The organism is Prochlorococcus marinus XMU1419, from assembly GCF_017695955.1.
In the GTDB taxonomy this organism is placed as follows: Bacteria; Cyanobacteriota; Cyanobacteriia; order PCC-6307; family Cyanobiaceae; genus Prochlorococcus_A; species Prochlorococcus_A marinus_AD.
The window spans coordinates 459,734-473,952 of sequence record NZ_JAAORO010000003.1 but is presented as its reverse complement, the minus strand read 5'-3'; the positions used below and the strand labels follow the sequence as shown (position 1 = coordinate 473,952).

At 32.3% G+C, this 14,219-nt stretch carries 14 protein-coding genes, 1 tRNA gene and 1 other RNA gene; 12 read left to right on the top strand and 4 right to left on the bottom strand.

The genetic code is table 11. From position 1 onward, the window contains the following. Window positions 1–9: 9 nt before the first annotated feature. A complete protein-coding gene (locus tag HA151_RS08715) occupies window positions 10–759 on the bottom strand; it encodes a ribonuclease III family protein (RefSeq protein ID WP_209107045.1) in 750 nt (249 codons plus the stop codon). Window positions 760–780: 21 nt separating this feature from the next. Next, window positions 781–1,159: RNase P RNA component class A (rnpB, locus tag HA151_RS08710), an RNA gene on the bottom strand. Window positions 1,160–1,197: 38 nt separating this feature from the next. On the opposite strand from rnpB, the gene HA151_RS08705 reads away from it, so the two are divergent. The 3 genes from HA151_RS08705 (at window position 1,198) to HA151_RS08695 (ending at window position 2,169) form a co-directional block, all read left to right on the top strand. Then, a tRNA-Arg gene (locus HA151_RS08705) sits at window positions 1,198–1,271 on the top strand. 77 nt (window positions 1,272–1,348) lie between these two features. After that, window positions 1,349–1,681: a hypothetical protein gene (locus tag HA151_RS08700; protein ID WP_209107044.1), complete on the top strand. Its 333-nt coding sequence runs from the start codon at window positions 1,349–1,351 to the stop codon at window positions 1,679–1,681. Between the two features lie 32 nt (window positions 1,682–1,713). Further along, window positions 1,714–2,169 carry a hypothetical protein gene (locus HA151_RS08695; RefSeq protein ID WP_209107043.1) on the top strand — a complete coding sequence of 152 codons (456 nt, stop codon included), beginning with the start codon at window positions 1,714–1,716 and terminating at the stop codon, window positions 2,167–2,169. Here HA151_RS08695 and HA151_RS08690 read toward each other — a convergent pair. Next, complete coding sequence (locus HA151_RS08690) at window positions 2,162–4,708, bottom strand: glycogen/starch/alpha-glucan phosphorylase (protein WP_209107162.1); 2,547 nt, start codon at window positions 4,706–4,708, stop codon at window positions 2,162–2,164. The genes HA151_RS08695 and HA151_RS08690 overlap by 8 nt on opposite strands. A gap of 149 nt (window positions 4,709–4,857) precedes the next feature. On the opposite strand from HA151_RS08690, the gene HA151_RS08685 reads away from it, so the two are divergent. The 4 genes from HA151_RS08685 to HA151_RS08670 are packed head-to-tail and all read left to right on the top strand — an operon-like array spanning window position 4,858 to window position 9,396. Next, on the top strand, window positions 4,858–6,225 hold the full coding sequence (locus HA151_RS08685) for a cation:proton antiporter (RefSeq protein ID WP_025893630.1): 1,368 nt from the start codon (window positions 4,858–4,860) through the stop codon (window positions 6,223–6,225). Between the two features lie 44 nt (window positions 6,226–6,269). Next, window positions 6,270–7,169: an alpha/beta fold hydrolase gene (locus HA151_RS08680; protein WP_209107042.1), complete on the top strand. Its 900-nt coding sequence runs from the start codon at window positions 6,270–6,272 to the stop codon at window positions 7,167–7,169. 9 nt (window positions 7,170–7,178) lie between these two features. Then, window positions 7,179–8,033: a galactose mutarotase gene (locus HA151_RS08675; protein WP_209107041.1), complete on the top strand. Its 855-nt coding sequence runs from the start codon at window positions 7,179–7,181 to the stop codon at window positions 8,031–8,033. 13 nt (window positions 8,034–8,046) lie between these two features. Further along, a complete protein-coding gene (locus HA151_RS08670) occupies window positions 8,047–9,396 on the top strand; it encodes a four-carbon acid sugar kinase family protein (RefSeq protein ID WP_209107040.1) in 1,350 nt (449 codons plus the stop codon). A 2-nt stretch (window positions 9,397–9,398) separates the two neighbouring features. Here HA151_RS08670 and HA151_RS08665 read toward each other — a convergent pair whose 3' ends face one another. Continuing rightward, window positions 9,399–10,823, bottom strand: a complete 1,425-nt coding sequence (locus tag HA151_RS08665) for an NADP-dependent isocitrate dehydrogenase (protein ID WP_209107039.1) — start codon at window positions 10,821–10,823, stop codon at window positions 9,399–9,401. 210 nt (window positions 10,824–11,033) lie between these two features. Between HA151_RS08665 and HA151_RS08660 the strand changes: the two genes are divergently transcribed. From HA151_RS08660 to HA151_RS08640, 5 genes are read left to right on the top strand one after another with little or no spacing between them, the layout of a single operon-like run. Beyond that, complete coding sequence (locus tag HA151_RS08660) at window positions 11,034–11,465, top strand: hypothetical protein (protein ID WP_209107038.1); 432 nt, start codon at window positions 11,034–11,036, stop codon at window positions 11,463–11,465. A 57-nt stretch (window positions 11,466–11,522) separates the two neighbouring features. Beyond that, window positions 11,523–12,236, top strand: coding sequence for a heme oxygenase (biliverdin-producing) (locus HA151_RS08655; protein WP_209107037.1), 714 nt, complete (start codon window positions 11,523–11,525; stop codon window positions 12,234–12,236). A 3-nt stretch (window positions 12,237–12,239) separates the two neighbouring features. Beyond that, on the top strand, window positions 12,240–12,950 hold the full coding sequence (locus tag HA151_RS08650; protein ID WP_209107036.1) for a 15,16-dihydrobiliverdin:ferredoxin oxidoreductase: 711 nt from the start codon (window positions 12,240–12,242) through the stop codon (window positions 12,948–12,950). Next, window positions 12,951–13,712, top strand: a complete 762-nt coding sequence (locus tag HA151_RS08645) for a phycoerythrobilin:ferredoxin oxidoreductase (protein WP_209107035.1) — start codon at window positions 12,951–12,953, stop codon at window positions 13,710–13,712. A gap of 32 nt (window positions 13,713–13,744) precedes the next feature. Then, window positions 13,745–14,218 (top strand): low molecular weight protein-tyrosine-phosphatase, encoded by a 474-nt coding sequence (locus HA151_RS08640; RefSeq protein ID WP_209107034.1) that lies wholly within the window; start codon window positions 13,745–13,747, stop codon window positions 14,216–14,218. Window position 14,219 lies beyond the last annotated feature (1 nt).

Below are 14,219 nucleotides of genomic sequence, written 5' to 3'. Positions count from 1 at the left end.
TTCTTATTGTTAAATTTTGCCTAGGGTTTTAAATTTTTCTATTAATTCCCTAGCTGCATTTGTTTCTGCTTGTTTGTGGGACTTCCCAAATCCAGATGATTCTTTTAATCCATCGATAAATATATCGCAAAAGAATCTTTTTGGGTCTCCATTCACTTTAGAGGCCTCAATCAACTGATAGACCGGCAAATCTAAACCTTTCCTTTGACACCACTCTTGTAATACTGTTTTAGGTTTGAATTTATATGGGGCTTTTAAAAAGATCTCTGCATCTTCTTCCCAAATATCATCTAGCCATAAATTAACTTCATGAATTGAGTTAAAGGACTTATAAAGGGCACCAATTAATGCTTCTGTAGCTTCCCCAATAATGGTATTTCTTGAATTTTCATCACCAAGAGCTTTAGGACCTTTAATTATTAGGTTCTCTATGCCAATTTTTTTCCCTAATTTAGTTAACCATGCATCACTTACAATTTGTGATCTTAGTTCTGATCTTTCTCCAACACTCATTTGCGGATATTTATTTTCAATAAAATTTGAAGCGGCTAATCTGAGAACTGCATCTCCAAAGAACTCTAATGTCTCATAATTTATTTCATTGTCATCTGAGGAGTGGATTAATGCTTGATTAAAATTTTGAATTATTGAAATATTTTCTTTATTAGTTATTTCAGAAAACCTTTTTGATCTAATTTTTAAAGATTTTAAAAAATTTATTATTTGATTAATTCTGTTTCCGTCAATAGTGTTATTCATTTGATTGAAATAATCACAACAATTAGAAAGCAGGTCATAAGCCGGGTTCTGTTCATCTAAAAAAGATGGGCAATCATCTATCTAGGACTGGAATTACTTCGCAGTCTCAAGCGGCGCTTAAAAGTAGATTGTGTAATGGTCATAAATCTACTTAGCCTTGCTCCCAGCCGGGGTTTACCTAGCCAACACCTCTCAATGTTGCTGGTGCGCTCTTACCGCACCCTTGCACCCTTACCATACAAATAGTATTAGGCGGTATGTTTCTGTGGCACTATCCTCACGGTTACCCGCACTGGGAATTACCCAGCAAGCCTGACCATATGGGAGCCCGGACTTTCCTCAAAAAAGTTTTGTTTTCTTTTCAAAACAAAACTTTTTTGCGATTGCCTCTCCTGCTTTCATTTAGCATAGTGCTTATTAGTCCAAAAATCATCTATTGGGGCTGTAGCTCAGCAGGATAGAGCAACGGTTTCCTAAACCGTAGGTCGTGGGTTCGACTCCCGCCAGTCCCGTAAAGTAATAAACTATATGTAGTACGTGTGCAAACCTACTACTCTCTAGCTAGCGTATAATTAGTAATAAATCTTTTATGGCTAAGTTGCATGATGCACGTTTAAAGCTCTTAATACAACAAGAGCATGAACGTATTTCTAAATCCCAACCTAATGATTTAGATCTTTCAATAGTTCAAGCAAGATGCTTATGCTGGCTTGCTTTGTTGGCAGAAGCTCATGAAGACCAAGCAAATGATGCAGAAAAGAGAGGAGATGCCGAACAAGCAATGGGATGGTTTGCTGATTCAATGAGATTAAGAGACGTTATAAACTTAGTAACTAGTATTGAAATACCTTTACCAGAAAGTCCAGATTCGCTTGATGAAAATGACGAATTATTGGATGGTCCTACAATTTTGCCTAAATAATGAGATGATATTACGAGAGTTATTTTTTTCTTTTGACTGAAGAACCATGCCAATGCCCTGATTGTCAGAGATTTTATAAAGAGCATGATCGTCTGATTAGAGAATTTCCAACATTCAAACAGCAACAGGAATTAAATTGGGCATCAATTCAATCTTTTAGAACTCTATGTGGCAAAGTTACTGAAGAGTTGCAGACAAAATTATCTGAAAAAAAATTACATGAAGATAACAGTCAAGAAGAAAAACATATTTCTGATACAGATATTACTGAAGCTTTAGATGAACTTGAAACTGTAAATGCTTATTTATATTCAATTGAAGCATTAATGGAAAGAATATTTGATACAAAAATTTCAAACAATATTGAATCAAAATTTAAAGAAATTGCGAACGAATTAGCACCAGATCCATTAAATATGGATCGATTAATTTTAAATAGATTATTTCATCAAACTCCAGATTCACCAGATAAGAAAAATATTAATTAGTTAATTCTTCGACATCGCAAGTAATTTCTACTGGCATTGGAGAGACTTTCCAAATACTTTTACAGTACTCTCTAATAGATCTATCTGAAGAAAAATATCCTGATCTAGCAGTATTTAATAATGCCATTTTATTCCAAGATTTTTTATTATTCCAGCATTCACTAACTACATCCTGCTTCTTTAAGTAATCTTCAAAATCAGCCATAACAAAAAACGGGTCATGTCCAGTCAAGCTATTTAATAAAGGTTTAAATAATTCTTTATCTCCATTGCTAAAATGTCCAATTTCAATTAGGCGAATAACCTCTTTAAGCTCTGGGCATTGTTCAATAAAAGCCCTGGGTGAATAATTATTATTTTTTAAATTCATAATTTCGCTTTCAGTTTTACCAAAAAGAAAGAAATTCTCTTTTTTTACAAGATCTCTTAATTCCACATTTGCTCCATCTAAGGTGCCAATAGTTAATGCTCCATTCATAGCAAACTTCATATTTCCAGTTCCTGATGCTTCTTTTCCAGCAGTTGAAATTTGTTCTGATAGATCAGTTGCAGGATAAACTATTTCACCAAGTTTAACGTTGTAGTCTGGAAGAAAAACAACTCTTAATAAACCTTCCATATCTGGATCAGAATTAACTACATCAGCAATACCATTAATGAATCTAATCATTAGCTTCGCCATAAAATAACCTGGTGCAGCTTTACCTCCAAAGATTATTGTTCTTGGGACTTCATAAGTGTTTGTACCATTTTTGATTCTTAAATACTGAGCAATAATTTGTAGAGCATTTAAATGTTGCCTTTTATATTGATGGATTCTTTTTACTTGAACATCAAATAAACTTGACGGATCTACAAGTATTCCAGTTTTTGAATGAATAAAACTAGCTAATTTTCTTTTGCCATTTAATTTAGTTTCCTCAAATTTGTGTAAAAAATTGTTGTCATCTTTTTTCTCTTCTAATTTCTTAAGAAGTTCCATATTTGTTATCCAATTGGGACCAACTTCTTCTTCTAGAAGGTTAGATAATGATGGATTAGATAACGCAACCCATCTCCTTGGAGTAACACCATTAGTTACATTTGTAAATTTTTCAGGCCATAGCTCTGCGAATTCAGGAAGAAGTTGTCTTTTTATAAGATCTGAGTGAAGAGCCGCTACACCATTAATATGATGTGCACCAATTGTCGCTAAGTGAGCCATACGAACTGATTTGGAGCCTTCTTCATCAATTATCGAGAGTTTTTGGAGGATTTTGTCATCACCAGGATAACGTAGTCTTAATTGTTGTAGGAATCTCCAATTTATTTCATAAATAATTTCTAGATGACGAGGAAGAAGATCATTAAATAAACCTAAATCCCACTTCTCTAAAGCTTCTGGTAGTAAGGTGTGATTGGTATAAGCAACTGAGGAAGTTGTTATGTTCCATGCTTTATCCCAACCTATTTGATATTGGTCAATAAGAAGTCTCATCAACTCTGCAACTGCAATAGCAGGATGAGTATCATTCAGTTGGACTGTCCAATGCTTAGAAAATTCAGTTATTGGTATCGATCTTTTTTCCAGGCTTCTCAACATATCCTGAAGAGAACAACTTACAAAAAAGTGTTGTTGTTTGAGTCTTAATCTTCTACCTTCGTCGGTTCCATCATTTGGATATAGAACTTTTGAAAGAGTTTCAGATGCAACTTTTTCTTCTACGGCACCGTAATAATCACCAATATTGAATGCATAAAAATCAAAACTTTCTGTTGCATCTGCTCTCCATAATCTTAATCTGTCACATGTATTTACTCTATATCCTAAAACTGGAACATCGTGAGGTACTCCAATTGCATGTTCTGAGGGGATCCACCGTGATCTATAGTTTCCTCTATCATCTCTGTAGCTTTCGGTTCTGCCTCCAAATCCGACGAAACATGATTCGTCCGGTTGTGGAAGTTCCCATGGCCATCCACCTTTAAGCCACTTATCAGTTACTTCAACCTGCCAACCATCTCTAATTAACTGATTAAATATGCCAAATTCATATCTAATACCATAACCAACTGCTGGAACTTGTAGAGAAGCTAATGATTCCATGTAACACGCTGCAAGTCTCCCAAGTCCACCATTACCCAATCCGGGCTCCTCTTCAACTTCAAGTATTGTTGATAATGATTCAATGCCAAATCTCTTTAAAGCATCTTCTGCTTCTTGAGTTATTCCAAGATTGAGAAGATTATTACTTAATTGAGGGCCTATTAAAAATTCAGCTGAAAGGTAGGCGACTGTTTTTTGTGGTTTTTTTCTAATGACTTCTTGACTGGCTAAATATCTTGTCATTAGCCTATCTTTAACTGCGTAACTTAAAGCCATATATAAGTCATGATGACTTGCAGAAGTAGCTAACTTTCCAAGAGTGTAAAAGAGGTGGGCTGTCATTCCTTGAAAAACAGCATCAGAATCCATGCCAGCTTTCTCAGGATCTAGGTAGCACCCTGGAGTAGGCAAACGTAGATCAAAGGGTTCGTTGGAGTTCGTTGGATTAGCCATATAACAGACAATAGCCATTTTTTAGAAAATTTCTTTGTTGTAACTTCAGATCCACACTTGTTGAGTATTTTTGCTTTTTTCTTACATATTTCTTAAAGTGGGCCCTCAATAAACTATCTTCCAATAAGATAGTTTATTTTTACACTTAAATGTACTCTTTACTTGCTGAATTAAGTGCACATGATTTAGAAGTTGCTGAAACGTTGATAGGAGTTATAAGATTTCTAATGATCTTTTTAGCAGCAAGAGCATTAGCAGAAGTATTAGTAAGACTAAGTTTACCAACTATTGTAGGTGAGCTTCTTGCAGGGGTTGTAATAGGAGCATCAGGATTCCATTTATTGATACCGCCCTCAGCTGGAACTGAATTAAATGAAGGACTTGTCAATGTTATTAGTTCATTAGCGTCAATCCCCCCAGAAGCTGTACCTGATGTTTATTTTGAAAGTTTTCCATCTCTCCAAGCAGTAGCAACTCTCGGGTTATATGCTCTTTTATTTTTAACTGGATTAGAAAGTGAGTTAGAGGAATTAGTAGCCGTGGGAGCTCAGGCTTTCACAGTTGCTATGGCTGGTGTAATTTTACCGTTTGCCTTTGGAACTCTTGGATTAATGTTTATTTTCCAAGTAGATCTAATTCCAGCAGTTTTTGCTGGAGCATCTATGACGGCAACAAGTATAGGAATTACTGCAAGTGTATTTGGTGAGTTGGGATATTTAAAAACTAGAGAAGGACAGATTGTTATTGGAGCGGCTGTTTTGGATGATATTTTGGGTATTGTGATTCTTGCTGTTGTAGTCGCCCTTGCTGCAGGAGGTTCCTTAGAAATTGCTCCTATCGTCAAATTAGTTGCTGCAGCTGTAGTATTTGTTATTGCTGCTATCGCATTAAGTAGAACAGCAGCCCCAGGTTTTGATTGGTTATTAGATAGATTAAAGGCCCCAGGAGCCGTAGTAGTAGCCTCTTTTGTGATACTAGTTTTGTGTTGTTTTGTAGCAACAGCAATTGGATTGGAAGCAGCTTTAGGTGCTTTTGCAGCTGGATTAATTCTTAGTAGTTCTAAAAATAATCACGCAATTCAACAATCTGTTTTACCTTTAGTATCCCTATTCGCAACAATTTTCTTCGTATTAGTGGGAGCTGGAATGGATTTATCAGTTATCAATCCACTTGATCCAACAAGTAGATCAGCTCTGGTAGTCGCAGGATTTTTATTAGTTGTAGCAATTATTGGAAAAATTGCAGCAGGATGGGTATTTTCAAGTGATAAACCTACAAATAGATTAGTTGTAGGTTTGGGTATGATGCCTAGAGGAGAGGTTGGTTTAATTTTTCTAGGATTAGGAACAAGCGCTAAGTTGTTAACTCCTTCTCTTGAAGCAGCTATTTTGTTAATGGTTATTGGAACTACATTTCTTGCACCTGTTCTCTTGAGAATTGTTTTAAAAGATAAGCCCCCTAACGATGGCAATAAAATTTCAGATGATGTTGCAGCTGATCCTGTGGGTCTTCTTTAGGAAATAAGTTTATTAGAATCAAATAACAAAAAGATTTTTAATAAATGGAAAAATCAGCTCTGATAAATAGTGATGTGAATTATGACTGGAATTTTTTAAATTACCCAATACATACTGTTTCAGCTAATCCTGAACAAACATCAAAAGATTACGCAATTTTATTAATTCATGGTTTTGGTGCTTCTACGGAGCATTGGAGATTTAATATCCCTGTTTTGAGTACAAAATACGAAGTCCATGCTATGGATTTACTAGGTTTTGGAAAAAGTCCTAAGCCTCAAGACGTCGAATACTCAGGATCTTTATGGAAAGATCAGGTTGTCGCTTATGTAAAAGAGAAAATAAAAAAACCTACAATTGTTGTTGGAAATTCATTAGGTGGTTATGCAGCATTAGCAGCTGGAGCAGAATTAAATGAGCTAAACGCAGGAGTGATATTACTTAATGCTGCTGGATATTTTAGTGAAGAAAAAACTATTAAAAAGAATATGTTGCAGACTTCAATTGAAACAATTGCTGGTATATTTTTGAAAAATATTGTTCTTCAACGTTTGATTTTTGAGAATATGAGAAATCCAAAAAATATAAAAAAAACTTTGAATCAAGTTTATGTTGATAAAAAAAATGTTGATGACTTTTTAGTTGAGTCTATAAGGAAGCCTTCGCTAGATTTCGGAGCTTTTAATGTTTTTAGAAGTGTATTTAACCCATCAGGTCCTCAGGGATTGCCGTTGGATAAGTTATTCGCAAAGCTAAATGCACCATTATTACTTCTTTGGGGAGGGAAAGATCCATGGATGAACACTCCAAAAAAAAGAAATCTATATAAAAAATTTACACCAAAGAATACAAAAGAAATTATTCTTGATGCAGGACATTGTCCTCATGATGAGATACCAGAATTAGTTAATCAGCATATATTGGATTGGGTTGATTCTCTTTAAGTAACAACTGTGAAACTTGTATTATCCAATAAAGACCAAGGGATTTTTGTATTTCAATTAGATAAAAATAACTACATTAAATTTTGTCCTGAAAGAGGAGGAGTCATAACAAATTGGGTTTCCGATGGTAATGAAATACTTTATTTCGATGAAAAAAGATTTATGGACAAGACAAAAAGTATTAGGGGAGGTATTCCAATCTTGTTTCCAATATGTGGAAATCTCAAGAACTCAAGTTCAGTATTTGGAAATGGTTATTTGCAATTACCACAGCATGGTTTCGCTAGAGATTTGCAATGGCAATACTCCTTCAATGAAAATGAAAATTTTTTATGCTTATTCTTAAATGCATCTGAAAAAACTAAAAAATATTATCCTTTCGATTTCGAACTAAGAATAGAAGTTAACTTAAAGATTAACTTTTTAGAATTTAAAATTACAATCCAAAACAAAACAGACTTAGCTATGCCTGTAAATTTTGGTTTGCATCCTTATTTTAATGTTTCAGATTTCAAAAATTTAGATTTTATAGATTATCCACTTAATTGTCAGGATCAAGAGAGAAATACTATAAGTAATACTTTGGATGAATTAAACAAAATTAATTTAGGAGTTGATCTGCTTATGTATACTTCCGGTAGAAGCTCTTTTCGAGATAAAATTTTTAAAAGAGAGGTAACTTTAAATCATCCATATCCTTTTGATTTAGGTGTTATTTGGAGTGATCCTCCAAGAAAAATGATATGTCTCGAACCTTGGACTAGTCCTCGAAATTCTTTTGTTGATGGATTTAGAAACATTATGATTCCTTCAAATGATTGTAAAAGGTTTAATGCCTCAATACAAATAAAATCTTTGAAGTAAATATACAATACTTATGAAATTTGTCGTTATAGATGATGATCCAACAGGCTCTCAAACTGTTCAGGATTGCTTATTACTGCTTAAGTGGGACTGCTCAACTTTAGTCAAAGGTTTTGAATCTAAATCAAATTTATTTTTCATTTTGGCTAATACAAGGTCACTATCGGAAAATGATGCGAAATTAACAATAGAGAAAATTTGCAAAAATCTTAAGACTGTTATTACTTCCCAAGCCTATGAAGAAGAAATTATTTTTATAAGTAGAGGAGACTCTACTCTTCGAGGACATAACTTTTTAGAGCCAAGTTCTCTAAATAGTTACTTAGGTCCTTTTGATGCTACTTTTCATATTCCAGCTTTCATAGAGGGTAAAAGATTAACAATTAATGGATCTCATTTTGTTGATAAAGTCCCTATAAGTCAAACAATTTTTGCAACAGATAAAATTTTTGGATATGAGACAAGTAATGTCAAGAATCTTTTATTTCAGCAGAGTAAATCTCAAATAAATTTCGAAGATATTCAAAATCTTTTATTGTCAGATATCGAAATGCTAAATGATGATGAAAATAATATTGTTTTTCAAAAATTAAAGAAGTTGAAGAATAATAAACATGTAATTGTAGATGTAGAAAATTATTCTCAACTAAGAAAATTTTCTTTAGTAATTAAAAAATTAATTAAACACAAAAAGTTCCTTTTTCGAACTGCAGCAAGTTTTATAAGTTCAATTTCTGATAAAAAAAGTGTTCCTCAGAGTGAAATATTTTTCTCTAGTTTAAGAATAAGAAATAAAGCAAATAGTTTTCTTCCAGGACTGATAATTGTTGGATCTTATGTAGAACTTTCAACAATACAATTGAATAATTTATTAGAGATAAGTAATTGCAATCCAGTTGAATTAGATGTTTTTGAATTTTTTAGAATTTCTTCATCAGATAATAATCAGAAGCGAAGGAATTTACTTAAAAATAAATTTTTGAAAGAAATTAGATATTCTTTTGAAAAAGGAAAAACTCCTGTTTTGTTTACTTCAAGAAAATTTATGTCTTTAGATTCTTCTAAACTATTTAGTTTTTATAATTTGGTTGCTTGTTTTATTGCTGAATTAGTCGCAGATTTAAAGTATGAAATAGGATATTTGATTTCAAAAGGTGGAATAACAACTAATTTGATTCTTAGTAATGGACTTAATGCAGATTATGTTCATCTTGAAGGACAGATTTTTTCAGGTATTTCAGTGGTGACTTACAACCTAAAAAATGGCGAAAAACTTCCTATTGTTACCCATCCTGGAAACATTGGCACTAAAGATTCACTGGTTAATATTTGGAAGGTTTTTGAAAATAAAAATAATTTTTAAAATTAGAAATTTGAAATAATTTCTTCAGCAAAACTGCTGCAGGATAAGGGTTCTACTTTTGGTTCCATTAAGCGTGCTAGATCATAGGTGACTTTTTTTTGCTCAATTGCCTTACTTAAACCACTAGTAATTAAGTTAGCTGCTTCATCCCAACCAAAATATTCAAGCATCATTACACCACTGAGAATTACTGAACCTGGATTAATCTTATTTAAGCCTGCATGTTTTGGAGCGGTACCGTGCGTAGCTTCGAAAATTGCTGCATTATCTCCAATATTTGCACCGGGAGCCATACCTAGGCCTCCAACAATTGCTGCAGCTGCATCAGAAACATAGTCTCCATTAAGGTTTAATGTTGCAAGAATTGAATATTCTTGAGGTCTGGTTTGAATTTGTTGAAATATACTATCAGCTATACGATCATCAACAAGAATAAGTTCTTTCCATTTTCCATCTCCGTGAGAATTTGATATTGATGCAATAACTTCTTTAATTTCTTCGCAGATGAATGCTTTTTTGTTATTTGTAAGCTTGTCAAACCCTGGTTCAATTTTTCGAGCATTATTTTCAATTGTAATTTCTGGATTTTTCTGAATATTATCTAAAATCCAGCTTTCTCTTTCTGTAATGCAATCTTCTCTAAATTCATTTACTGCTAATTCATATCCCCAATCCCTAAATGCACCTTCTGTATATTTCATAATATTGCCTTTATGTACAAGAGTTACATGCCTTTTATCTCCTGATAATCTTTTAGCATGCTCAATAGCTTTTTTAATATGCCTTTGGCTACCAGATTTACTCACCGGTTTTATTCCAATACCTGATCCGTTTGGTATGGATCTATTTTTTAAATTTTTACTTTTTGGTATGACAACGTTATTTAAGTGATTAATTAATTCAAGACAATCATTATCCTCCGCTGCCCATTCAATTCCCATGTAGATATCCTCAGTATTTTCTCGATAAACAATAACGTCTAAATTTTGGGGATTTTTGTGAGGGCTTGGAGTTCCTGAATAATATTTGCATGGTCTAACACAGCTATATAAATCAAAGATTTGTCTTAATGCAACATTAAGAGATCTAATACCTCCACCGATGGGTGTCGTTAAAGGACCTTTGATGGCTACACCATAGTGTTTAATTGCTTCAATAGTATCTTGAGGGAGATAATTATATGTTCCATAAAGTTCACAAGCTTCATCGCCTGCATAGACTTTAAACCAATTAATTTTTCTTTCATCCCCATAGCTTTTTTTAATCGCTGAATCGAGAACGATTTGAGTGGCAGGCCAAATATCAACTCCAGTCCCATCACCCCTAATAAATGGGACAATTGGATTATTCGGAACATTTGGTTTGCCTTTATTAAATGTTATTATCTCGCCTTCATTAGGTAAAGTTAATTTTTCAAATTTTGGCATAGCATTGAATTAATAAAAGATAACTCCTTGAAGTTCCCCGTATTTTAATTTGCGATGAGTTCTTTTCTTTAAAACCTAGAAATTTATTATTCAAATGTGAATAGAGAATACTTTATTGATCAGCATTTCAACATCTTTATTAAAAGAAAAAGTAGTTAATAAGCAAGTTAAAGCAAATTATGTCATTTTCAAAAAAATACTCAGCTACTTATGAATGCAAGTTCAAATGTAAGTAATGTTGAAATAGCTAATAAAATTGCTTCTACTGCAGCTTTGTTTCGGAAATATTTTCCAGATGCAAGTGTAAATTTTAGCCCTTGGGATAATTCAAATAAAGAATTCATGCAAGACAGTATTGATTTTGCGTTTCATTTCCCTGGTTGGAGCCCTCTTATTGAATGTAGAGCAATACTCTTACAACTAAGAATTGAAAACGATAATAATGATAGAGTCCCGAAATTGTTGGGAATAATAATGCGAGGTATGATTGTTCCCTCCGAAAGATGGAGAGTGGCTACCATCGGTGATTGGGAAATGACTGGCACTCATCTCCCGCAAAAGGAACAAAAAGATAACCTTTTTTTGGTTTGTAAAGAACTTTATAAGCTATTCTCTACAACATCCGCTGGTAACAAAAATTAGCTGTTTTATGTATTTTCCTTGTAGATTAAATACACTTACAAAAAAAATTCAAAAAATATGGCAGTCGCTCTTGCAGGACAATTAAGAGAAGGGACAAAAAAATCCCATACTATGGCAGAAAATACCGGCTTTGTGGCTTGTTTTTTAAAAGGAGTTGTTGAAAAAAAATCTTATAGAAAATTAATTAGTGATTTATATTTTGTTTATGAAGCTATGGAAGAAGAAATTGAAAGACTGGTCAATGAGGAACATCCCATAATAAAACCTATAGGTTTTAAATCATTATTCAGAAAAGAAACTCTTGTAAAAGATCTTAAATTTTATTTTGGTGAAAACTGGAAGAATGAAATTAATATTTCTCACTCAGCAAAAGAATATGTTGACAGAATCAGAGAGGTCGCAAAAAATACACCAGAGCTATTGGTTGGTCACCACTATACTCGCTATATAGGAGATTTATCTGGAGGGCAAATTTTGAAAACGATCGCTAAAAAAGCATTAAATTTGCAGGGAAATGATGGTTTAAATTTTTATGAGTTTGAATTAATTGCTGATGAAAAGAAATTCAAGGAAGAATATTCCCTTACTTTGAATCAACTTCCAATAAATCAAAAGACTGCTGATCAAATTATTGATGAAGCTAATCAAGCTTTTAATTACAATATGAAAATGTTTAAGGAGCTTGAAGGTAACTTGATTGCTGTTTTAGGCAAGATTGTATTTAATTACATTACAAAAAAAGTAAGAAAAGGAAGCACAGAGACCATGTAATTTATGTTTGATTCATTAGTTGATTTCCTTAAAACCAATATTGATGAATTAAGTGGTCATGAATTAGAAATATCTAGCGAATTTAAAGAACATCATAATGAAGACTCAAAATATATTATTAAAAATTGGCTTTATTCATCTCCAGAATATAGAAAGTGGCGAATAACAAGATTAGATGGAGGTAAAAAACTGCAAGTGTTTAATACGGTCGCATATCCAAATTTTGATAGTGAAATGCCTATTTTAGGAGCTGATATTTTATGGTTTGGAACTTCTCAAAAGTTATTAGCAATACTTGATTATCAACCTTTAATTCAAGAAGGCAAATATCTTGAAAAATATTGTTCAAGTTTAGGTAGTATTAAGAAAAAATATTCTGCATTTGATAATAATAAAATGAAGAAGATATATGATTCAAAAAAGTATTTTTCCCCGTGGGTGATTATATGTAGAGGAAGTAAATTAAATCTTGATAAAGATTTAAATAATATTTTCCATTCATTTGTAAAGAACTATTTAAACATTTATAAATCGAATCCTGTTAATCAATTTTTAAATGCAGAAGAAATAAAGATTAATCAAATTAAATATGATAAGTACAGTTTTGAAAAAGACCCTGCAGATAAATTGTTTAAATCTTTTTTTGGAGAAAAATGGACAAAAAAATTTATTAATAAATTTCTTTTTACATTAAACAATGAGATTATTCACTGAATGTTAATAAAGGATTCTATTTTTTACAGGCCAGATTGGAGATGGCATAATTTTCTAAAATATTTAACTAATAATTTATGTAAGCATAACTGTTTAGAAAAAAAAATTCCCTCGGAATATTGTTATAAAGAATCAACTTATGGTTCAAAAAAATCAAAAAAAAATGTGAATCTCTCTACTTGGGGTGTAACGCATAAAAAAAGAATTCAATTCGCAAGAGCAGTGTGCATAAATAGTCCAAATTATTCTGTTTTAAATTTTTTAATTATTCCTAAAACTATTTATAATGTTCCATTTTTTGGAGTAGATTTTGTTTCTCTTCCTAATAGTCATTTATTAGTATTAGATTTTCAGCCTTCATTAAAAATACAAAATCAATACAATGATGAGTTATTAGAAAAACTTATAAAACTCAAAAATAATTGTCATTTATCACTTCCATTAGCTAAAAAAATGTCTGCAGATGTAGCTAGTTTTTTTTCTCCAGGAGTAATCTGGTCAAAATTACCAAAAGAAGAAAGAAGTGATTTTTTAATTGACAATCAGCTTTATAACTCATTTAAGGAATATTTTGATTTGTATTTGGAAATTCTTTTCGAAAGCAAAGAAGCCAATATAGAACTACAACAAGAATTAATAAATGGTCAAAATAATTATTTGAAATATAGAAGAGATAACGATCCAGCAAGGCCAATGTTATCGAGTTTGTTTGGTAAAGAATTTACTGAATCTTTAATAGAAGAAGTATTATTTACTACTTAAAAGTCTTATAATTTATTGAAATTTGAAATCATATGAAAAAAATTTCTGTTCTTTTTGTATGTTTGGGAAATATTTGTAGGTCTCCTGCAGCAGAAGCTATCTTTATAAGTCTAATTGAAAGTAAGGGATTAACAGATGGCTTTATTGTCGATTCTGCAGGAACTGGGAGTTGGCATATTGGAAAAAAAGCTGACTCTAGGATGAGAATTGCGGCAGAAAGAAGAGATATTAATATCTTAAGCAGGGCTCGTCAAATTACTATCAAAGATTTTGAAAAATTTAACTATATTCTTGCGATGGACGACTCAAATTTTAGAAATATTCAAGATCTAAAAAATAGAACAGATTCAACTGATTTTGCATCAATAAAAAAAATACAAGATTTTAGATCAGTTTTTAATGAGCAAGAAGTTCCTGACCCATATTTTGGAGGTGATGAGGGCTTTGATTATGTCCTTGATATTTTAGAAGACTCTGTAAATGGTTTTTTAGAAAGTATTTCTTGAA

Coding starts and splice junctions, on each gene's coding strand:
- HA151_RS08715 (WP_209107045.1), bottom strand. CDS start 759: ATGAATAACACTATTGACGGAAACAGAATTAATCAAATAATAAATTTT.
- HA151_RS08700 (WP_209107044.1), top strand. CDS start 1,349: ATGGCTAAGTTGCATGATGCACGTTTAAAGCTCTTAATACAACAAGAG.
- HA151_RS08690 (WP_209107162.1), bottom strand. CDS start 4,708: ATGGCTAATCCAACGAACTCCAACGAACCCTTTGATCTACGTTTGCCT.
- HA151_RS08685 (WP_025893630.1), top strand. CDS start 4,858: ATGTACTCTTTACTTGCTGAATTAAGTGCACATGATTTAGAAGTTGCT.
- HA151_RS08680 (WP_209107042.1), top strand. CDS start 6,270: ATGGAAAAATCAGCTCTGATAAATAGTGATGTGAATTATGACTGGAAT.
- HA151_RS08670 (WP_209107040.1), top strand. CDS start 8,047: ATGAAATTTGTCGTTATAGATGATGATCCAACAGGCTCTCAAACTGTT.
- HA151_RS08665 (WP_209107039.1), bottom strand. CDS start 10,823: ATGCCAAAATTTGAAAAATTAACTTTACCTAATGAAGGCGAGATAATA.
- HA151_RS08660 (WP_209107038.1), top strand. CDS start 11,034: ATGAATGCAAGTTCAAATGTAAGTAATGTTGAAATAGCTAATAAAATT.
- HA151_RS08655 (WP_209107037.1), top strand. CDS start 11,523: ATGGCAGTCGCTCTTGCAGGACAATTAAGAGAAGGGACAAAAAAATCC.
- HA151_RS08650 (WP_209107036.1), top strand. CDS start 12,240: ATGTTTGATTCATTAGTTGATTTCCTTAAAACCAATATTGATGAATTA.
- HA151_RS08645 (WP_209107035.1), top strand. CDS start 12,951: ATGTTAATAAAGGATTCTATTTTTTACAGGCCAGATTGGAGATGGCAT.
- HA151_RS08640 (WP_209107034.1), top strand. CDS start 13,745: ATGAAAAAAATTTCTGTTCTTTTTGTATGTTTGGGAAATATTTGTAGG.